The organism is Spirillospora sp. NPDC029432 (genome assembly GCF_040703975.1).
GTDB lineage: Bacteria > Actinomycetota > Actinomycetes > Streptosporangiales > Streptosporangiaceae > Spirillospora.
In genome coordinates, this window is the sequence record NZ_JBEZWH010000009.1 from 185734 (window position 1) to 203677 (window position 17944).

18 protein-coding genes and 1 pseudogene are annotated in these 17944 nt (G+C 74.6%); 9 read left to right on the top strand and 10 right to left on the bottom strand.

Translation table 11 applies throughout. The annotated features are described in order from the left end of the window. Position 1: 1 nt before the first annotated feature. The 3 genes from AB0881_RS10135 to AB0881_RS10145 all read left to right on the top strand — a co-directional run bounded on the left by AB0881_RS10135 (position 2) and on the right by AB0881_RS10145 (position 3144). Positions 2-649 (top strand): GntR family transcriptional regulator, encoded by a 648-nt coding sequence (locus AB0881_RS10135; RefSeq protein WP_366615868.1) that lies wholly within the window; start codon positions 2-4, stop codon positions 647-649. After that, on the top strand, positions 646-1863 hold the full coding sequence (locus AB0881_RS10140; RefSeq protein WP_366615870.1) for a CoA transferase: 1218 nt from the start codon (positions 646-648) through the stop codon (positions 1861-1863). Before AB0881_RS10135 ends, AB0881_RS10140 begins: the two co-directional genes overlap by 4 nt. Positions 1864-2025: 162 nt before the next feature. Further along, positions 2026-3144, top strand: a complete 1119-nt coding sequence (locus tag AB0881_RS10145) for an SMP-30/gluconolactonase/LRE family protein (RefSeq protein WP_366615872.1) — start codon at positions 2026-2028, stop codon at positions 3142-3144. Between the two features lie 59 nt (positions 3145-3203). On the opposite strand, the gene AB0881_RS10150 is transcribed toward AB0881_RS10145, so the two are convergent. Genes AB0881_RS10150 through AB0881_RS10160 form a run of 3 tightly spaced genes read right to left on the bottom strand, consistent with a single transcriptional unit; the run spans position 3204 to position 6003 of the window. Next, positions 3204-3842 (bottom strand): carboxymuconolactone decarboxylase family protein, encoded by a 639-nt coding sequence (locus tag AB0881_RS10150; RefSeq protein ID WP_366615874.1) that lies wholly within the window; start codon positions 3840-3842, stop codon positions 3204-3206. A gap of 53 nt (positions 3843-3895) precedes the next feature. After that, the gene (locus AB0881_RS10155; protein WP_366615876.1) at positions 3896-4471 is read right to left on the bottom strand and encodes a VOC family protein; all 576 of its coding nucleotides are present in this window, start codon (positions 4469-4471) and stop codon (positions 3896-3898) included. Beyond that, a complete protein-coding gene (locus tag AB0881_RS10160) occupies positions 4468-6003 on the bottom strand; it encodes a long-chain-fatty-acid--CoA ligase (protein ID WP_366615878.1) in 1536 nt (511 codons plus the stop codon). Before AB0881_RS10160 ends, AB0881_RS10155 begins: the two co-directional genes overlap by 4 nt. Positions 6004-6136: 133 nt before the next feature. Here AB0881_RS10160 and AB0881_RS10165 point away from each other — a divergent pair, with 133 nt between their 5' ends. The 4 genes from AB0881_RS10165 to AB0881_RS10180 are packed head-to-tail and all read left to right on the top strand — an operon-like array spanning position 6137 to position 10234. Beyond that, complete coding sequence (locus AB0881_RS10165; protein ID WP_366615879.1) at positions 6137-6808, top strand: TetR/AcrR family transcriptional regulator; 672 nt, start codon at positions 6137-6139, stop codon at positions 6806-6808. Between the two features lie 15 nt (positions 6809-6823). Then, on the top strand, positions 6824-7231 hold the full coding sequence (locus tag AB0881_RS10170; RefSeq protein ID WP_366615881.1) for a nuclear transport factor 2 family protein: 408 nt from the start codon (positions 6824-6826) through the stop codon (positions 7229-7231). Next, positions 7228-8550: a phosphotransferase family protein gene (locus AB0881_RS10175; RefSeq protein ID WP_366615883.1), complete on the top strand. Its 1323-nt coding sequence runs from the start codon at positions 7228-7230 to the stop codon at positions 8548-8550. The genes AB0881_RS10170 and AB0881_RS10175 overlap by 4 nt, the downstream gene beginning before the upstream one ends. 43 nt (positions 8551-8593) lie before the next feature. Then, entirely contained in the window at positions 8594-10234 is a 1641-nt protein-coding gene (locus AB0881_RS10180; protein ID WP_366615884.1) for a serine/threonine-protein kinase, read from the top strand. A gap of 13 nt (positions 10235-10247) precedes the next feature. Here AB0881_RS10180 and AB0881_RS10185 read toward each other — a convergent pair whose 3' ends face one another. The 7 genes from AB0881_RS10185 to AB0881_RS10215 form a co-directional block, all read right to left on the bottom strand. Continuing rightward, positions 10248-10760, bottom strand: coding sequence for an NAD(P)H-dependent oxidoreductase (locus AB0881_RS10185; RefSeq protein ID WP_366615886.1), 513 nt, complete (start codon positions 10758-10760; stop codon positions 10248-10250). Continuing rightward, positions 10757-11146 carry a rhodanese-like domain-containing protein gene (locus tag AB0881_RS10190; RefSeq protein ID WP_366615908.1) on the bottom strand — a complete coding sequence of 130 codons (390 nt, stop codon included), beginning with the start codon at positions 11144-11146 and terminating at the stop codon, positions 10757-10759. The genes AB0881_RS10185 and AB0881_RS10190 overlap by 4 nt, the downstream gene beginning before the upstream one ends. A 5-nt stretch (positions 11147-11151) precedes the next feature. After that, positions 11152-11625, bottom strand: coding sequence for a cysteine dioxygenase family protein (locus AB0881_RS10195; RefSeq protein ID WP_366615887.1), 474 nt, complete (start codon positions 11623-11625; stop codon positions 11152-11154). A 157-nt stretch (positions 11626-11782) separates the two neighbouring features. Continuing rightward, positions 11783-12919, bottom strand: a complete 1137-nt coding sequence (locus AB0881_RS10200) for an FUSC family protein (RefSeq protein ID WP_366615888.1) — start codon at positions 12917-12919, stop codon at positions 11783-11785. Then, positions 12916-14313 (bottom strand): sugar porter family MFS transporter, encoded by a 1398-nt coding sequence (locus tag AB0881_RS10205; protein ID WP_366615890.1) that lies wholly within the window; start codon positions 14311-14313, stop codon positions 12916-12918. Before AB0881_RS10205 ends, AB0881_RS10200 begins: the two co-directional genes overlap by 4 nt. Before the next feature lies 1 nt (position 14314). Continuing rightward, positions 14315-15364 carry a glucose 1-dehydrogenase gene (locus tag AB0881_RS10210; protein WP_366615892.1) on the bottom strand — a complete coding sequence of 350 codons (1050 nt, stop codon included), beginning with the start codon at positions 15362-15364 and terminating at the stop codon, positions 14315-14317. 103 nt (positions 15365-15467) lie between these two features. Further along, positions 15468-16316: an SMP-30/gluconolactonase/LRE family protein gene (locus AB0881_RS10215; RefSeq protein ID WP_366615894.1), complete on the bottom strand. Its 849-nt coding sequence runs from the start codon at positions 16314-16316 to the stop codon at positions 15468-15470. A gap of 50 nt (positions 16317-16366) precedes the next feature. On the opposite strand from AB0881_RS10215, the gene AB0881_RS10220 reads away from it, so the two are divergent. Next, positions 16367-17311, top strand: coding sequence for a carbohydrate kinase (locus AB0881_RS10220; RefSeq protein ID WP_366615895.1), 945 nt, complete (start codon positions 16367-16369; stop codon positions 17309-17311). Positions 17312-17353: 42 nt separating this feature from the next. Continuing rightward, positions 17354-17944: pseudogene (locus tag AB0881_RS10225) on the top strand (hypothetical protein); the annotation flags it as partial.

The window sequence follows — 17944 nt, forward strand, 5'->3', positions numbered from 1 at the left end:
CATGCCCCGCGCTACCGACATCGCCTACGAGGCGGTGCGCCAGATGATCCTCTCCGGCGAGGCCGGAGCGGGCAGCCGCCTCGGCGAGGCGGAGCTGGCCGAGACGCTGGGCCTGTCGCGCACGCCCGTGCGCGAGGCGCTGCAGCGGCTCGGCGCGGACGGGCTGGTGGAGGTGCTGCCGCACCGGGGCGCCCGGGTCGCCCGCTGGACCCGGCAGGACCTCGCGGAGATCTTCGAGCTGCGCGCGCTGCTGGAGCCGTACGCGGCGGCGCGCGCGGCCCGGCTGGGCCAGGACGCGACCGTCCTGGACGATCTGCGCGAGCGGTGCGCCGCCATGGAGCGCGCGGCGGCCGAGGGCGACCTGGACCTGGTCGCCCGGCTGAACGGGCGCTTCCACGCGGCGGTCATCGAGGCGTCCGGCAACGGGCGGCTCCCCGGGATGCTGACCTCGGTGATGCACGCGCCGCTGATCCTCGGCACCTTCCACCGCTACGACGCGGGCGCCATGGCCCGCAGCATGAACCACCACCGGGAGCTCGTCGCCGCCATCGCCGCCGGCGACCCCGCGTGGGCCGAGTCGGTGATGCGCGCGCACATCCGCGCGGCGGCGGCACATCTCACCGAAGAGGAAGAGGACCAGGAACGATGAGCGATTCCCCCAGCGCCACCGGTGCCCCCGGTGCTCTCGGCGACCTGCGGGTCGTGGAGATGGGCCAGCTGCTGGCCGGGCCGTTCTGCGGCCAGCTGCTCGGCGACTTCGGCGCCGAGGTCATCAAGATCGAGCCGCCGGGCGCCGGCGACCCGATGCGCGAGTGGGGCCGGGAGAAGCCGCACGGCAAGTCGCTGTGGTGGCCGATCCTCGCCCGCAACAAGAAGTCGGTCACGCTGAACCTGCGCACCCCCGAGGGCCAGGAGCTGGCCCGGCGGCTGATCTCCGAGGCGGACGTGCTGGTGGAGAACTTCCGCCCCGGCACCCTGGAGCGCTGGGGCCTGTCCCCCGGGACGCTCCAGGCCGCGAACCCCAAGCTGATCATCACCCGGGTCACCGGGTACGGCCAGGACGGCCCGTACGCGCCCCGCGCGGGCTTCGGGTCGATCGGCGAGGCGATGGGCGGCATCCGGTACGTGACCGGCGACCCGGGCCAGCCGCCGTCGCGGGCCGGGATCTCGCTGGGCGACGAGCTGGCCGGCACGTTCGCCGCGCTCGGCACGCTGGTGGCGCTGCACGCGCGCCACCGCACGGGGCGCGGGCAGATCGTCGACTCGGCGCTGTACGAGGCGGTGCTGGCGATGATGGAGTCGCTGATCCCCGAGTGGGAGATCGCCGGCTACCAGCGCGAGCGGACCGGCTCGGTGCTGCCCAACGTCGCGCCGAGCAACGTCTACCCGACCAAGGACGGCCCCGTCCTCATCGCCGCCAACCGCGACACGATCTGGCGGCGGCTGTCGGACCTCATGGGCCGTCCCGAACTGGCGGACGACGAGCGCTTCGCCACGCACGGCGCGCGCGGCGCCAACGCCGGGGAGCTGGACGACCTGATCGGCGCCTGGACGGCCGGCCAGGAGTCGGGGCCGCTGCTGGAGCTGCTGCACGAGAACGGCATCCCGGCGGGGCTCACGTACCGCGCCAAGGACATGCTGGCCGATCCGCACTACAAGGCGCGCGAGGCGATCATCCGGATGGCGCATCCGGAGTTCGGCGACTTCCCGATGCACAACGTCTTCCCGAAGCTGTCGGACACCCCCGGCGAGGTCCGCAGCCTCGGCCCGTCCCTGGGCGAGCACAACGCCGAGGTGTACGGCGGGCTGCTCGGGCTCGGCGCGGCGGAGCTGGACGGGCTGGCGGGCACCGGAACGATCTGACTTGCATACAATCCTCGGATCTCGTGCCCGAAACCCCTGGATTTAACCCCAGATTGCGTGCAATCTAGACCCCAGAGGGAGATCTTGGTCCCCGCCGCCCCACGGCGCGCGAGCCGTGCCGCGGCATGCCCTCGGGGATTCACGCACGCGAAGGGGCGGACTTTGAGCACGCCTGAGAACACGGCAGCGCCCGGCGACGGGCCGCGCGGCCGGCCGTCGCGCCGGGCGCTGCTCTCGGGGCTGGGGATCGCGGCGGCGGGCCTGTCCACCGCCGCGTTCGCCCGCCCGGGCGAGCACGGGCGCGACGAGCACGGGCGGGACGAGCGTCCGCGGAAGGGGAGGACGAGAATGAAGATCACGACACTGGCGGAGGGGCTGCTGTTCCCCGAGGGCCCGGTCGCGCTGCCGGGCGGCGACGTGCTGGTGGTGGAGATCCACCGCGGCACGCTGACCAGGGTGCGGCCGGACGGCACCGCGTCCGTGGCCGCGGAGGTGGGCGGCGGCCCGAACGGCGCCGCGCTCGGCCCGGACGGCCGCGTCTACATCGCCAACTGCGGCGGCCTGCGCCGCTTCGAGGTCGGCGGTTTCGTGTTCGCCGGCGGCATCCCGGACGACTACACCACCGGCAGCATCCAGGCCGTGGACCTGTCGGACGGCTCGGTCGAGACGTTGTATACAAAGGCCGGCGACCAGCAGCTGCGCGGCCCGAACGACCTGGTGTTCGACGACCAGGGCGGGATCTACTTCACCGACTACGGCAAGAGCGACGGCGTCACCGGCGACAAGGGCCGCCTCTTCTACGCCAAGGCCGACGGGTCCGGCATCACGATGCTGGCCGGCGGCATGGAGGGGCCGAACGGCATCGGCCTGTCCCCCGACGGCAAGCGGCTGTACGTCAGCGAGACCTACACCGCCCGGGTGTGGTGGTGGGACGTCACCGGCCCCGGGAAGATCGAGGGCGGCCGGTCGCTGGGCGGCTCGGGGAACGGCAACTTCCTCTACACCGCCCCCGACTACACCAACTTCGACTCGCTCGGCGTGGACGCGCACGGCAACGTCAACGTGGCGTCCATGATCCACGCCGGCATCTCGGTGGTGAGCCCGAAGGGCCGCCTGGTGGACTTCGTCGAGATCGACGTCGACGACGATCCGGGGATCACCAACATCTGCTGGGGCGGGAAGGACATGCGCACCGCGTACGTCACCGCGTCCAGCACCGGGAGGCTGCTGAAGATCCAGGGCTGGCCGCGGCCGGGGCTCCGGCTCAACAACGCGGGCTGACGGAACGCGAACGCCCCGCGCGCCCGGACGGGCGCGCGGGGCGTTCCCGCCCGGTCAGCTCATCCGCCGGTGAGGTCGGCGGAGATGTCCCGGTCGCCGTAGCCCTCCGGCGCGGCGACCTCCTCGACCGCCTCGGGCCGGTCGTCGAACTCCAGCCGCAGCGCCTTCGACATCGTCGCGTGCATCTCGTACATGCAGGTGATGTAGGTGAACTGGAGGATCTCCTTGTCGGAGAGGTGCTCGCGCAGCACGCCGAAGACCCGGTCGGGGACGCGCCCGCCGTCCAGGACGAGCGCGTCGGTGTAGGCCAGCAGGGCGCGTTCCAGGGGCGTGTAGCAGTCGGCGGTCTGCCAGTGCGGGATCGCCTCGATCTTCTCCTCGGGCATGCCGAGCGCCCGCATCTGCTTGCAGTGCTGCGAGAAGACGAACTGGCTGCCGCGCGCCCAGCCGGCCCGGCACTGCCCGAGCTCGCGCAGCGCCGGGTCGAGCGAGGCGTTGCGGTAGAGCGCGAAGCCGCGCACCGCGTGCTTGAAGACGTCCGGGTCCTGGGCGAACACCGTCCACCAGTCGCCGGGCGACCCGGTCGCGGTGCCGTGGTCGACGGCCGGGTCCCGGTCGGGGGCGAACAGGTGGTCGTAGAAGAAGAGGATCCGCTCGTCGGTGACCTCGGCGCGGGGGACCTCACGCAGGCGGGGCATCGTGCTCCTTACTCGATGGGGCGCGGCTCGGTAAGACGGCTCGGTAAGACGGCTCAGTGGGAGGGCGCGGGGGCGGGGACGGTCCGGTCGGCGGCGGTCTTCGGCACGTGCGAGACGTCCGCGTCCGTGAACTCCCGCGTCCAGCAGGCGAACTCCAGGAGGATGCCGTCCGGGTCCTGGAAGTAGAACGACCGGACGAACACGCCCTCGTCGAAGTCGCGCGCGATGCCCAGCGGGCTGTCGTCGTGGTTGAGGATCGGGCTGACCTCCACGCCCTTGTCCCGCAGCCGGTGCCGGTACTCCTCGAACCTCTCGACCGGGACGTGGAACGCGACGTGGTTCATCGAACCGACGGCGCTGAGCAGCTCGCCGCCGTCGGGGCGGGTCCGGGGCGCCGAGATCCCGGGGACGCCGTCGGGCGCGTCCGGGAACCAGAAGAACGCGACGCAGTCGCCGCCGCCGCAGTCGAAGAAGAAGTGCTGGCCCATGCCGCCGGGCAGGTCCAGCGTCTTGATCAGCGGCATGCCGAGCACGCCGGAGTAGAAGTCGATGGTGCGCTGCATGTCGGACGACACCAGCGCCAGATGGTTGATGCCGCCGAGTTCGAACTCGGTGTTCCGGGCGGTCATGAGACCTCCTCCTGGGGGGCGGTGTGACGGGTGCGCAGCTCGCGCTTGAGGATCTTGCCGGCGACGTTGCGGGGCAGTTCGGGGACGAACTCCACCCGCCGCGGCACCTTGTAGCCGCCGAGCCGCTCGCGGCAGACCGCGACGATGTCGGCCTCGGTGGCGGACGCGCCGTCGCGCAGGACGACGGCGGCGCACACGGACTCGCCCCAGCGCGGGTCGGGAACGCCGAACACGGCGGCCTCGGCGACGTCCGGATGGTGGTGGATCGCCTCCTCGACCTCGCGGGAGGCGACGTTCTCGCCACCGGTGACGATCATGTCCTTGATCCGGTCCACGATGTAGACCATTCCCTCGGCGTCCCGCCGGACCACATCGCCGGTGCGGAGCCAGCCGCCGGCGAAGGCGGCCGCGGTCAGCTCGGGCTCGCGCCAGTAGCCCTGCATCACCTGGTCGCAGCGCACCAGCATCTCGCCGGGCTCGCCCGGCGGGACGTCGTTCAGGTCGGCGTCCACGATCCGGATGTCGGCCAGGTCCATGGGGCGGCCGGCGGCGCCGAGCAGGTGCGTCTCCCCCGCCGCCGCGCGGCGGTGGTCGGCGGTGCCGAAGTACAGGATGTTGCCGCCGGTCTCGCTCATCCCGAAGCCCTGGTAGAAGTCGCAGCCGAGCACGTCCATGCCGCGGCGCAGCACCTCGGCGGGGATCGCGGACGCGCCGTACCCGATCGCCTCCAGCGTGCCGAGGTCGTGGTCCTCGATGCCGGGATGGCGGAGCAGGAACGCGATCATCGTCGGGGCCAGCCCGGTCTGGGTGACCTTCCACTCGGCGACCCGGCGCAGGAACGTCTCGTTGTCGTACGAGCGCACGAGGCCGACCGTGCAGGAGCGCAGGTGGTTGACCAGCACGGCGTAGCCGCCGACATGGCACAGCGGGAAGCAGAACAGGAAGACCGAGCCGTCCGGGATCTCCCAGTGCGCCGCCGAGTTGATCACGCCGGTGACCAGGTTGCGGTGGGACAGCATGACGCCCTTGGGGGCGCCGGTCGTCCCGCTGGTGTAGACGAGCCAGGCGACCGCGTCCTCGTCCGGGCGGGGCGGCTCGTCGGCGGGGACGCCCGCGACCAGGTCGGCGTACGGGCGGTCGCCGCCGCCGTCCAGTCCGACGACGGTCTTCACCCAGGGCATGGCGTCGCGCCGCGCCTGCATCGCCTCCAGGTACTCCGCGCTCACGACGAGCACGCTCGCCTGCGCGTGGTCGGCCAGCGCGGCGATCTCGTCGGGGTGCAGCCGGTGGTTGAGGAACGTCAGCGCCATGCCCGCGGCCGGGACGCCGTAGTAGAGGTCGACGTACTCGGGCCGGTTCCCCGACAGCACGGCCACCCGGTCGCCGGGGGCCGCGATCGTCCGCAGCGCGCCGGCGACGCGCCGGACGCGGTCGCGCAGCTCCGCGAACGTGATCGTCTCGTCCTCGAACCGCAGCGCCGTGCGGCCGGGATGCTTGCGCGCCGCGTACTCGACGATGTCGCTGATCAGCATGGAAGCCCCCGCACCGGCCGCGCCATGGCCACTCCTTGGAGATGCCCGAGAGATGACTGGAGATGACCAGAGATGACTTGACAGTCATGTCAGCTCTGTTCGATGCTCGGATCCTCGGCCTGGGAGCATCGTGTTGTCAACCCCCGCCGCCGGGACGGGGACGGGCGAGGAAGGGACCACGGCCATGCCGAGCGAGCCGGGACCGGCGCCGCTGACCGAGCGCGGCGCCCGTACCAGGGAACGCCTCATCACCGCCGCGCGCGAGGTGTTCGAGGAGCGCGGGTTCCTGGACACCCGCGTCGCGCACATCGCCCGGCACGCCAAGGTCGCCTACGGCTCGTTCTACACGTACTTCCCGTCCAAGGAGGCGGTCTTCCTGGAGGTCGCCGACCGGCTCTTCCAGGACATGACCGAGAACGCCCTCGTCCCGCCCGCCGGCCCCTCCCCCGCCGCGCGGATCCGCCGCGCCAACCGCGCGTACTACCAGGCGTACCTGCGCAACGCGAAGATGATGGCGATCATCGAGCAGGTCGCGACGTTCAACGAGGAGTTCCAGGAGATGCGCCGCAAGCACCGCGCCGTCTCCCAGGGCCGCTCCGCGCGGGCGATCGCGCGCTGGCAGCGGGCCGGCCTGGTGGCCGCCGACCTCGACCCCGACCTCGCCGCCCGCGCCCTGTCGGCGATGGTCGACCACTCCCTCTACCTCTGGCTCGTCCAGGGCGACGACGCCCCCGGCACCGAACGGCTCCTCGACACCCTGGACGCCCTCTTCGTCCGGGCGCTCGGGCTGCCCGACACCCCCTGAGACAGGAGGCACCTCGTGCACCAGGAACTCGCCGACCGCTTCATCGGCGCCATCACCGCGGGCGACGTGGACACGCTGCGCTCGCTGTACGCGCCCGGCGCGCTGATCTGGCACAACGGACCGGGCGAAGGCGGCGGCGAGGAGCAGGGCGTGGAGGACAACCTGCGGACGCTGCGCTGGCTGTCGCGCAACCTGGAGGGGTTCCGGTACGAGGAGGTCCGCCGCGACCCGCTGCCGGACGGCTACGTCCAGCGGCACGTGCTGCGCGGGAACCTGCCCGGCGGCGACCCGGTCGAGATCGCCGCCTGCCTGTTCGTCACCGTCGACGGCGGCCGCATCGCGCGGATCGAGGAGTACGCCGACACCCGCGGCAGCGACCCGCTGCGCGCCCTCGCCGCCGCCCAGCGCGCGGCCCGGGCATGAGCGCCGCGCTCGGCGAGCGCCTCGCCGAACTCACCGGCGCCGAGGTGACCGGCCTGCGCCGGCTGTCGGGCGGGGCCAGCCGCGAGACCTGGTCGTTCGACGCCGGCGGCGGCCTGATCCTGCGCCGCGATCCCCCGTCCGCCCCGGATCCCGAGGCCATGGCGCGCGAGGCGGCGCTGCTGACCGCGGCCGCCGGCGCCGGCGTCCCGGTGCCGCGGGTGGAGTCGCACGGCCCCGACCTGCTCGGCTCGCCGTACCTGATCATGGAGCGCCTCGACGGCGAGACGATCCCGCGACGGCTGCTGCGCGACGAGCGGTTCGCGGAGGTCAGGCCGCGGCTGGCGTACGAGCTGGGCACCGTCCTCGCCCGCCTGCACACGCTGGCGCCCGACGCCGTGCCCGGCCTTCCGGACGGCGATCCGCTCGAGGAGCTGACCGAGCACTACGCGTCGTACGGCGAGCCGCGCCCGGCGGTCGAGATCGCCCTGCGGTGGCTCGGCGAGCACCGCCCGCCGCCGCCCGCCCGGCGCACCCTCGTCCACGGCGACTTCCGCAACGGCAACCTGATGATCGGCCCCACCGGCGTGCGCGGCGTCCTGGACTGGGAGCTGGCGCACGCCGGCGACCCGGCCGAGGACCTCGGCTGGCTGTGCGTGAAGGCGTGGCGGTTCGGCTCGCCGCACCCGGCGGGCGGGTTCGGGAGCCGCGAGGACCTGCTCGCCGGGTACGCCGCCGCCGGCGGCACCCCGCCCACCGCCGCCGAGCTGCGCTGGTGGGAGGTGTACGGCACGCTGCGCTGGGCGATCCTCTGCCGCCACCAGGCCGAGCGCCACCTCAGCGGCGCCGACCCGTCGATCGAGTACGCCGTCCTCGGCCGGAAGGTCTGCGAGCAGGAGCACGACCTGCTCCTCGCCCTCGGCCTCACCGAGCCCTCCACCGTCCCCGACCCGCTGGACGGGCACGTGCCGGGCGCCGCCGCCGAGCCCCACGACCGGCCCGGCGCGGCCGACCTCATCGACGCCGTCGGCGCGTTCCTGCTGGAGGCCGAGCAGCCCGACGAGCGGCTGCGCTTCCACGCCCGCGTCGCCGCGTCCGCGCTCCGCATCGCCCGCCGCGAGCTGCTGCTGGGCGACGCGCACCGGACCGCCCACCGCGACCGGCTGCGCGCCCTCGGCTGCGCGGACGACGCCGAGCTGGCCGAGGGCATCCGCTCCGGCCGGTTCGACGCGCGGATGGACGAGGTCGTCGCGGCCGTCCGCGCCGCCGTCGCCGACAAGGTGACCGTCGCGAACCCGCGCCACCTGTCCGTTCCCGGCTGACGGCCAAACCGGCGCGGCGCGCGACGCGTCCCATGATCGGGAGGTGGCACCGGTGGCCGGATGGCGGGTGTCGGGGTTCGACGAGGTGCGGGAGCTGGGCCGGGGCGCGCAGGGCAGGGTCGTGCTCGCCCGGCACGCGCGGGCGGGCACCCCGGTCGCGATCAAGTACCTGGCCGAGGGCGCGGACCCGGCGGCGCGGGAGCGGTTCCGGGACGAGGCGCGGCTGCTGGGCCGGATCGACGACCCGCACGTCGCGCGGCTCTACCGGCTGGTCGAGTCGGAGGGCCGGCTCGCCATCGTGATGGAGGCCGTGAACGGCGTCCCGTTCAAGGAGATCCTGGCCCGGTACGGGACGCTCGGCCCGGAGGCGGCGCTTACCGTGCTCAAGGGCTCGCTGCTGGGGCTGGCCGCCGCGCACGCGCTCGGGGTCGTGCACCGCGACTACAAGCCCGCCAACGTGATCGTCCCGGCCGACGGCAACAGCAAGCTCATCGACTTCGGCGTGGCGACCGCGCTGGGCTCGTCCGCCGGCGCCGGGACGCCCCTCTACATGGCGCCGGAGCAGTGGCGCGGCGAACCGGCCACGCCGGCCACCGACGTGTACGCGGCGACGTGCGTGTTCTTCGAGTGCGTGACGGGGCGCCGGCCGTACGCGGCGAAGGACCGCGCGGCGATCGCGGCGGGCCACCTGTCCGCGCCGGTCCCGGCGGAGGAGGTGCCCGGGCCGCTGCGGCCGCTGGTGGAGCGGGGCATGGCCAAGCACCCCGGCGCCCGGCCCGAGAGCGCCGCCGCGTTCGTCGCCGAGCTGGAGGAGGTCGCGAGCGCCGCGTACGGGCCGGACTGGGAGGCGCGCGGCGTGCGGGCCCTCGCCGGCGCCGCCGTCGCGCTCGCGGCGCTCTTCCCGCTGGCCGCCGGGCTCCTGTCGGGCGGCGCGGCGTCGGCGGCGTCGGCGGCATCCGCCGGCGCCGGCTCGGCCGGGGTGCTGGGGGCGCTGGGCACCAAGACCGCCGCGGTCGTCGCCGGCACGGCCGTGGCCGGGAGCGCCGCCGGCGGCGTCGGCGTCTACCAGGCCGTGCGGGACGAGCCCGAGCGCCGCCCGGCCGCGGTGGCGCCGGCCGCGAGCCGTCCGCCCGGCCGGACGATGACGGTCGGCGGGCTCTCGTTCGTCGTCCCCCCGGCGTGGCGCTCGTCCCGGATATCGAGTCCGGCCGGCGGCACCGCCGACAACCGCTGGGTGCGGACGCCCGGCCCGTGCCGGATGCCGCCGTTCGCCCGGGACGCGCCCGAGTCCAGTCCCCCCAGGCGCCAGTACTGCCCGGGCTTCGATGTGATCACCGAGCCCTGGGGCAACGACGGCAGCAGGGGATGGGACCTGTTCCGCATCCAGTACCCGTGGGCCCCGGAGACCGACGTGTCGCACCCGTGCCCGCCCCGCGCCGACCTCTTCGCGTCCATCGGCGGCACCCGTCCCCCCGTCCGGCGGGGCCTGGTCCCGGTCGGCACGCGGCGAGCCGAGTACCGCGAGTGGCGGATCGACTGCATCGACATCGAGGCCCCCACCCGGGACACGAACGTGTCGTTCATCCAGCGCGTCTGGTACCTCCCGCAGTCGAAGATCCTCGTCATCGACGAATGGAACACCCCCGGCCTCGCCGAGATCCTCCGCAAGGCCACCTGGTCCTGAGCGTTCCGGCCGCCTAGGTGGGGGCGGGCGTTCCTTCCAGCTGCGGGGCCAGCCGGTCCGCCCAGCCTGCGAGGATCTCCTCCGCGCCGTCGAGCTGCGATTCGAGGAGTGCCAGGCCCGGTGTCGGGACGCGGGCGCCCAGTTCGACCAGGAGCGGGCGCAGGTGCACTTCGACGGCCAGGGAGTGCTTCGGGTCGCCCATGACCAGGAGGGGCAGCGCGGCGGTGGCGGACAGCGCCCGTCCTGGGAGGCGGTCCAGGAACGCCTTCAGCAGGCCCGTGTAGGTGCCCTTGTACGTGGGGCTCGCCACCACCAGGACGTCGGAGGCGGCGAGCTCCAGGGCCGCCTCCACGGCGGCCGATGGGAGAGGCGACAGGAGGTGCGGCGCGAGGGCCGTCAGGTCGATCGTCTCGTGCGGTCCGGCGCCGAGGCGGCGGGCGACGGCGCGGGCCGCCTGGTCCGCGACGCGGTGCGTGCGGGAGCCCGGGCGGGGGTTGCCGACCAGCGCGACGATGCCCGCGCTCATCGGCCGGTCCCGTTCGCGGTGGGCAGGCCCGCCGCCCGCCAGGCCCGGAACCCGCCCGCCACGTCGGTGGCGCGGGCGAGGCCGACGTCGTGCAGGGACGCGGCGGCGAGGCTGGAGGTGTATCCCTCCGAGCACAGGACGATGGCGCGCACGTCGTGGCCGGTCGCCTGCGGGATGCGGGCGTCCGAGGACGGGTCGAGCCGCCATTCGAGGACGTTGCGTTCGATGACCAGCGCGCCGGGCACCTCGCCCTCGTCCGCGCGCTGCGCGGCGGGGCGGATGTCGATCAGCAGGGCGCCGGCGCGCGCCTCGGCGTGGGCCTGGACGGGGTCGAGGCGGTCCAGCCGGGCGCGGGCGGCGGCGAGGACCTCGTCGATGGTGCGGATCGCCGTCACCACTGGCCGGCCTCCTCGGTGGCCAGGCGGACGAGCCCGGCGCCGGTGCGCTCGTAGCGGTTCATGACCGCGAGCGGCGGCGAGTAGACGTGCACGCTGACGGCCGGCGCGGTGGAGGTGTTCCGGACGTCGTGGACGTACTCGGCCCCGAAGGCGCGGACCTCGCCGGCGGTGACGTCGCGGGCGGCGGCCGTGTCGTGCTCCTCCAGGGTGCCGAGGACGACGGCGAACGCGCCGCGCGAGCCGCCGTGGTCGTGCAGCCCGGTCGACTGGCCGGGCAGCCAGCTGATCAGCCAGACCTCGGTGTCGTCGTCCCGGTGCAGGCGCTCGTACCAGCGGCCCTGGGGGTCGAGCCGGACGCGCGGCAGCCACTCGCCGGCGGCGGCCGCCAGCTCGCCGGCGCGGCGGGCGAGGTCGGACGCGGCCGAGGCGGCGGGTGCGGCGGCGGGCGCGGGTGGGCTCACGGTCATTTCGGATGGTTCCTCTCACGGTCGGGCACGTCTGTTCGTCGTCGGTCAGGCGTGCCGACACAGGTCGCTGGCCTGCCGCCGGAAGTCGACGTGCAGGCGTGACCAGAGAGGATGTCCCGCGGGCATGGGAGGAGACTGCCAGCAAATCCCTACTAAGTCAATCGGATTTATGGAGTCTATGGCGGAGGCGGGCGAGGCGGTGCGGCCAGGACAGCCGCGGCGGCTCGGGGACCTCGAAGCGGCCCGCGCCCTCGCGCACGGCGGCGACCGCGTGCTCGGCCGGGACGCCGGCGAACACCAGCAGGTCGGCGGCCACCGCGCGGAGCGCGGCGGCCGCGTCGCGGCCGGCCGCCTCGGTCTCCAGGCCGGTGTCGCCGAGGCCGCCGGCGACCTCCAGCACCCGCTCGGTGGCCCGCTGCCGGGCGGCCTGGTCGCCGGGGTCGGCGGCCAGCGCGTCCAGGATCCCGGTGATCTCGTTCAGGGCGGGTGCCAGCAGCGCGCGCTCCGCCGGCCCGGCCGCGAGGACGGTGCGCGCGAGCATCAGGCAGCTGCCGCCTAGGAGGTCGAGGTGGCCGGCGTTCTCCCGTTCCCGGGCGGACGGCGCGGTGCGGAACCGCCACGCGATCGAGTAGCGGATCACCGATGTGCTGGCCTGCCGGGTCCTGGCCAGGTCGGCCAGCCCGTCGCGCATGGCGCGCAGCTCGGTCATCGCCCGCTCGGCGAGCCGCTCGTCGCCGCGTTCCAGCGCGTCGCAGGTCAGCCGCAGGCCCGCCGCCATGCCGTCCAGGGCGGCCGACTCCGCGCGCCGCAGCAGCGCGACGGGTTCGGGCGTGAACAGCAGCTGGCTGAAGACGAGCGCGACCCCGGCGCCCACCAGCGCGTCGAGGACGCGGGCGAGACCGGCCTCGTCGGTGCCCGCGGCGACCGTGAGGACCGCGCCCGCGCCGGCCTGGGCCAGCACGATGCGCGGCTGGTCCAGCAGCCTCGCGACGACGAGCGCCGCGAACACCGCCAGGGCGAGACCGCCGTAGCCGCCGCCGACCGCCGCCAGCACCGCCTCCCCCGCGACGATCCCGACGAGCACGCCCAGGAGCAGCCGCAGGGCGTTGCGTCCCCGGTCGCCGCGCGTGGCGTTCAGCGCCACCACGGCCGCGACCGGCGCGAAGAACGGGTCGTCGTGGTCGCCGAGCGCGCGGGCGATCCACCACGCCAGCGTGGCCCCGGCGGCCTGCTGGAGCAGCGGCCAGGTGGCGGCGGCCGCCCGCCGCCACGATCCGTCCGCGGCCGGACTCACGTCCCGAAGCGCGCCCGCATGTCGGACTCGACCTCGGCGAATTCCCGGTCCTTGGTCTCCGGCACGAAGCGCAGCGCGAACAGGAAGCCCAGCGCCGAGATCACCGCGAAGATCCAGAACGTCTGGCCCTCGCCGATCGCGCCGACGACCGGCAGGAAGACGAGGCTGACGGCGAAGTTGGCGGCCCAGTTCACCGCCGTGGACGCGGCGGAGCCGGTCGACTTGGCGTCGGGCGGGAAGATCTCGCCGATCAGCGTCCAGAACACCGGGCCCACGCCGACCGCGTACCCGGCGATGTAGACGACCATGATCGCCAGGGCGAGGACCGAGTTCAGGCCGGCCACGAACGCCAGCCCGAGCAGCAGCATCGTCACCGCCATCACGCCGAACGAGGCCAGCAGCAGCGCCCGCCGCCCGGCCCGGTCGATCAGCCGGATCGCCACCAGCGTCATCGCCAGGTTGATCAGCCCGATGGCGATCGAGTAGAAGATCGCGTTGGACGCGGTCAGCCCCGTCCGCTCGATGATCGTCGGCGCGTAGTAGATGATCGTGTTGATGCCGCCGAACTGCTGCGCCGCGGCCAGCACCAGCCCGACGGCCAGCGCCGGCCGGACCCGGCGGGACAGCAGCACGTGCTCGCCCGCGCGCCGCGGCCCGCGCGCGTCCGAGGCCGTCCGGTCGAGCCGCTCGACGACGCGGCCGGCGGTGTCCGGGTCGGTGACCGAGGCGATCAGCTCGCGGGCCCGGCCGCGCTCGCCGCGCGCCAGCAGCCACTGCGGCGACTCCGGCAGCACCCACAGCGCGGCCACCACGATCACCAGCGCCGGCACCGCCCCGACGGCGATCATCGCCCGCCAGTCGCCGCCGCCCGCGAACACCAGGTTGACCAGGTACGCCACCAGGATCCCGATGGTGATCATCAGCTGGTTGAGGGTCAGCACCCGGCCCCGGATCCGGGGCGGCGAGATCTCCGACAGGTACGGCGGCACGGTCGCCGACGCGGCGCCCACCGCCAGGCCCAGCAGCAGCCGGCCCAGGATCAGCGTCCAGTAGCCGGCGGAGAAGACGGCGATCGCCGTCCCGATGAGGAAGAGGACGCCCTCCAGGCCCAGCAGTTTCCGCCGCCCTATCCGGTCGGCGATCCGGCCCGAGCCGAGCGCGCCCGCCATGGCGCCCAGGACGAGCACGCTGACCACGCTGCCCTGCTCGAAGTCGTTCAGGTCGAAGTCGTGCCTGATGAACAGCAGCGCCCCGGAGATGACGCCGGTGTCGAAGCCGAACAGGAAGCCGCCGACCGCGATGAGCACGGCCCACGTCCAGATCCTGCGCATCCCCGAGGCCGGGATCTCCGGCAGCGGCCCCTCGCCGACCGGGGCGCTGGAGAAGCCCTGCACGTCAGGCCGCCAGGTCCACGACGACCTTGACGTCGTCCTCGTGCTTGCGCAGGCCGTCCAGGAAGCCCTCCATCGGGACGCGCCGGGTGATCAGCCGGTCCAGCCAGTCCTGGTCGGCGCGCGCGAGGGCGGTGGCGGCCTGCTCGAAGTTCCGGCGGGAGGCGTTCACGGAGCCGAACACCACGGTGTTCTCCAGCACGAGCGTCTTGTTGAGCTCGTCGAAGCCGGCCTCCACCTTCGAGGAGCCCGAGGAGATCCCGGTCAGGCAGATCACCGCGTCCGGGGCGGTGGACCGGGTCACCTCGAAGACCAGCGGGCCGTGTCCGGTGCACTCGATCACCACGTCCGGCTCGAAGCCCAGCGAGGCCACGCCCCCGGAGTGGTACGTGGCGCCGAGATCGGCGACCAGCTCCGGCTTGGGCCCGCGCTCGACGATGTCGAGCACGTGCACGTCCAGGCCCCGCTGGACGCCCATCATCGCGGCCAGCAGCCCGATCGGCCCGGCGCCGGTGACCAGCGCCCGCTCCGGCCGCCAGGACGTGCGGGCCAGGAAGCGCCCGGTCTGGTCCCACGCCTTCGCCACCACCGACGCCGGCTCCATCAGCACGCCGCGCTCGCCCAGGGCCGGATCGAGCCTGATCGCGAACTCCGGCTCGATCCGCCAGCGCTCCGCCCCGAACCCGTCCCGCTCCTTGATGCCGCGCTCGGTGTACCGGCCGTTGCGGCAGAAGTCCCATTCGCCGTTCGCGCACGGCACGCACGGCACCGGATCGGGCCGCCGGACGATCCCGGCGACCAGGTCGCCCGCCGCGAACCCGCTGCCGTCGGGCGCCTCCAGCACGGCGCCGAACGACTCGTGGCCGATCAGCAGCCGGTCCCGGCCGGGCGGCGCCCAGCCGTACCCCTCGCCGAACACGATGTCGGCGTCGGTGCCGCAGATGCCCAGCAGCCTGCCCTCGACCAGGACGGAGCCCGCTCCGGGATCGGGTTCGGGAACGTCGTCCACCCGCACCCCGCCGGCCGCGCCCGGATCCACCGTGATCGCTCTCATCCCGTCCCCGCCGCCGAAGTTGCCGATGCCCCTCCGGTGCCCTCGGTGATCATGACTAAACCCGAGGTCACGACCGGTTTCCGGCGGTACGGCCGGGTCCCGTTCAGCCGGCGAACTCGCGTACCGGCAGGCCGCGCACGCCGGGCCGCGCCCGGAACAGCGAGCCCGCGCGCGGCTCCTCGCCCGGCGGCAGGCCCTCCCGGGACGTGGTGATGAACAGCTCGTCCAGGGCCTCGCCGCCGAACGCGCACGCCGTCACCTGCCGCACGGGCAGCTCGATCTCCTCGTCCACCGCCCCGAACGGCGTGTAGCGGCGCACCCGGCCGGCATGGTTCAGCGCCACCCAGACACCACCGGCGGCGTCCACGGCCAGCCCGTCCGGATGCCCGTCGTCACGGGCGATCTCGGCGAACTGCCGCCGCCCGGTCAGGCCGCCCTCCGGGTCGTAGTCGAAGACGTCGATCCGGCCGGTCGGCGTGTCGTTGTAGTACGCGAGGGCGCCGTCCGGGCTCCACTCCAGGCCGTTGGAGATCGTCACGTTCTCCAGGACGACCCGTACGGACCCGTCCGGGTCGAGCCGGTACAGGGCGGCGCCGCCCTCGTGCTTGTCGTAGGCCATCGAGCCGCAGTAGAAGCGGCCGTGCGGGTCGCAGCCGCCCTCGTTCATCCGCACGCCCCGGTCGTCCCACACCTCGGGCAGGTGCGTGACCGTACCGTCGGGATCCTCCAGCGCGAAGCCGCGCTCGACGCCGATGACGGCGCCGCCGCGCTCGCGCGGGCGCACGGCCGCGGCGACCGTTCCCACGTGGCGGCGGCCGACCGTCCCGTCCGCGGCGAGCGACAGCACGTCCCCCGCCAGCATGTCCACCCAGCGCAGGCCGCCCCAGCCCGGCGACCACACCGGCCCCTCCCCGTGGTAGGCGACCGGTTCCGTGACCTGCTCGGCCTTCATGGCCTCACCCCCTGCGCCCTCCCTTCCCCGGTTGAGATGATCGAGGCACCATGGAGCACATCACTGTGATCGGCGAGGCGGTGGCCGACGCGTTCCTGCCCGCGGGCCGGGCCGCGGACGGCGCGCTGCGGATGGAGGTGCGGCCCGGCGGCGGGCCGCTCAACACGGCCGTCGGGCTGGGGCGGCTCGGCACGCCGGTGACGTTCGCGGGGCGGCTCGCGGCCGGGCCGTTCGGGGATCTGTTCCGCGAGCGGCTGGCGTCGTCCCGGGTCGGCCTGGCGTCCTCGGTCGCCGCCGCCGAGCAGGCCACGCTCGCCGTCACCGCGGTCGGCCCCTCCGGCGGCGCGGGCTACGAGTTCTACGCCGAGGGCACCGCCGACTGGCAGTGGACGGCGGCGGAGCTGGACGCGATCCCGGCGGGGGCGCGCTGCCTGCACACCGGCTCGATGGCGCTGGTCCGCGAGCCAGGCGGGCCGCTCATCGAGGAGCTGCTGGCGCGGCGGCGGGCGGGCGCCACCATCTCCATCGACCCCAACGTCCGGCCCCTGTTCGCGCCGGCCGGGCGCTACCGCGACCGGCTGCCCGTGTGGACGGCGCTCGCGGACGTCTTCCGGCTCAGCGAGGAGGACCTGGCGGTGCTGGCGCCGGGCACCGCGCCCGAGGACGCCTGCGACGCCTGGCACGCGGACGGCGTCCGCCTCGTCGCCGTCACGCTCGGCGCGCGAGGCGCGCTCCTCTCGCTCGGCGGCGAGCGCGTGACCGTTCCGGCGCCGGAGATCGAGCCGGTCGACACCGTCGGCGCGGGCGACGCGTTCACCGCGGGCCTGCTGCACCGGCTGGACGGGCAGGGCCGGCTGGGCGGCCGGCTCGCCGGTCTGACGCTCGCCGAGGTCGCGGCGGCGGCGGAGTTCGCGGTACGGCACGCCGCCGCGACCTGCCTCGTCCCGGGCGCCGATCCGCCGTGGGGCGGCGGCCAAGATCCATCATCCGGGTGATCCGTTCATGACGGTCCGGAATCATCGGTATGTTCGGGGACCATGTTCAGTGCCCGCGTGTTCGACCGTCCGGCGTCGGGCGGCGAGCGGCCCTCGGTGTCCCGCCCCGCCGTCCCCGCCAACGAGGTCGACAAGGTCGTCTCGTACCTGAAGAACGGCAAGATGGTGATCGCCGCCCGCTCGTTCGCGCCCGACGAGGTGGATCCGTCCCGGGGCGACCAGGTACCGCTGATCTTCCTCACCGACGGGACGTGGGTCTGGGCCGGGGCCGTCCACTACTACCTGGAGAAGCACGGGATGGCGCCGGAGCCGGCGCTGCTCGCGCACATCCGCGCCCAGGGGTACCGGCCGCCCGAGGTGGACGAGGCCGTCATGGAGACCGCGATCGAGATCGCCACCGGGCAGCGGGAGGCCGACCCGTCGCCGCCCGCCCCGCCGCCGCCCGCGCCGCCCGGCGCGGCCTACCCCGGCCCGCCGCCCGGAGCCCCGCCCGCGCCCGGAGCCCCGCCCGCGCCGGGCGCTCCCCCGCCGCCCGGCGCCCCCGGCGCCGCGCCGGCGAACGCCCCGCCGCCCCCGTCCGGTCCCGTCGCGGCCGGCCCGCCGCCCAAGCCCGGCGGCTACGCGCCCGGCCCG

Bases quoted from the DNA above. Each gene is read 5' to 3' on its own strand.
- AB0881_RS10140 (WP_366615870.1), top strand. From the start codon at position 646: ATGAGCGATTCCCCCAGCGCCACCGGTGCCCCCGGTGCTCTCGGCGAC.
- AB0881_RS10195 (WP_366615887.1), bottom strand. From the start codon at position 11,625: ATGACCGTGAGCCCACCCGCGCCCGCCGCCGCACCCGCCGCCTCGGCC.
- AB0881_RS10135 (WP_366615868.1), top strand. From the start codon at position 2: ATGCCCCGCGCTACCGACATCGCCTACGAGGCGGTGCGCCAGATGATC.
- AB0881_RS10150 (WP_366615874.1), bottom strand. From the start codon at position 3,842: ATGCCCCGCCTGCGTGAGGTCCCCCGCGCCGAGGTCACCGACGAGCGG.
- AB0881_RS10215 (WP_366615894.1), bottom strand. From the start codon at position 16,316: ATGAAGGCCGAGCAGGTCACGGAACCGGTCGCCTACCACGGGGAGGGG.
- AB0881_RS10175 (WP_366615883.1), top strand. From the start codon at position 7,228: ATGAGCGCCGCGCTCGGCGAGCGCCTCGCCGAACTCACCGGCGCCGAG.
- AB0881_RS10160 (WP_366615878.1), bottom strand. From the start codon at position 6,003: ATGCTGATCAGCGACATCGTCGAGTACGCGGCGCGCAAGCATCCCGGC.
- AB0881_RS10210 (WP_366615892.1), bottom strand. From the start codon at position 15,364: ATGAGAGCGATCACGGTGGATCCGGGCGCGGCCGGCGGGGTGCGGGTG.
- AB0881_RS10220 (WP_366615895.1), top strand. From the start codon at position 16,367: ATGGAGCACATCACTGTGATCGGCGAGGCGGTGGCCGACGCGTTCCTG.
- AB0881_RS10155 (WP_366615876.1), bottom strand. From the start codon at position 4,471: ATGACCGCCCGGAACACCGAGTTCGAACTCGGCGGCATCAACCATCTG.
- AB0881_RS10185 (WP_366615886.1), bottom strand. From the start codon at position 10,760: ATGAGCGCGGGCATCGTCGCGCTGGTCGGCAACCCCCGCCCGGGCTCC.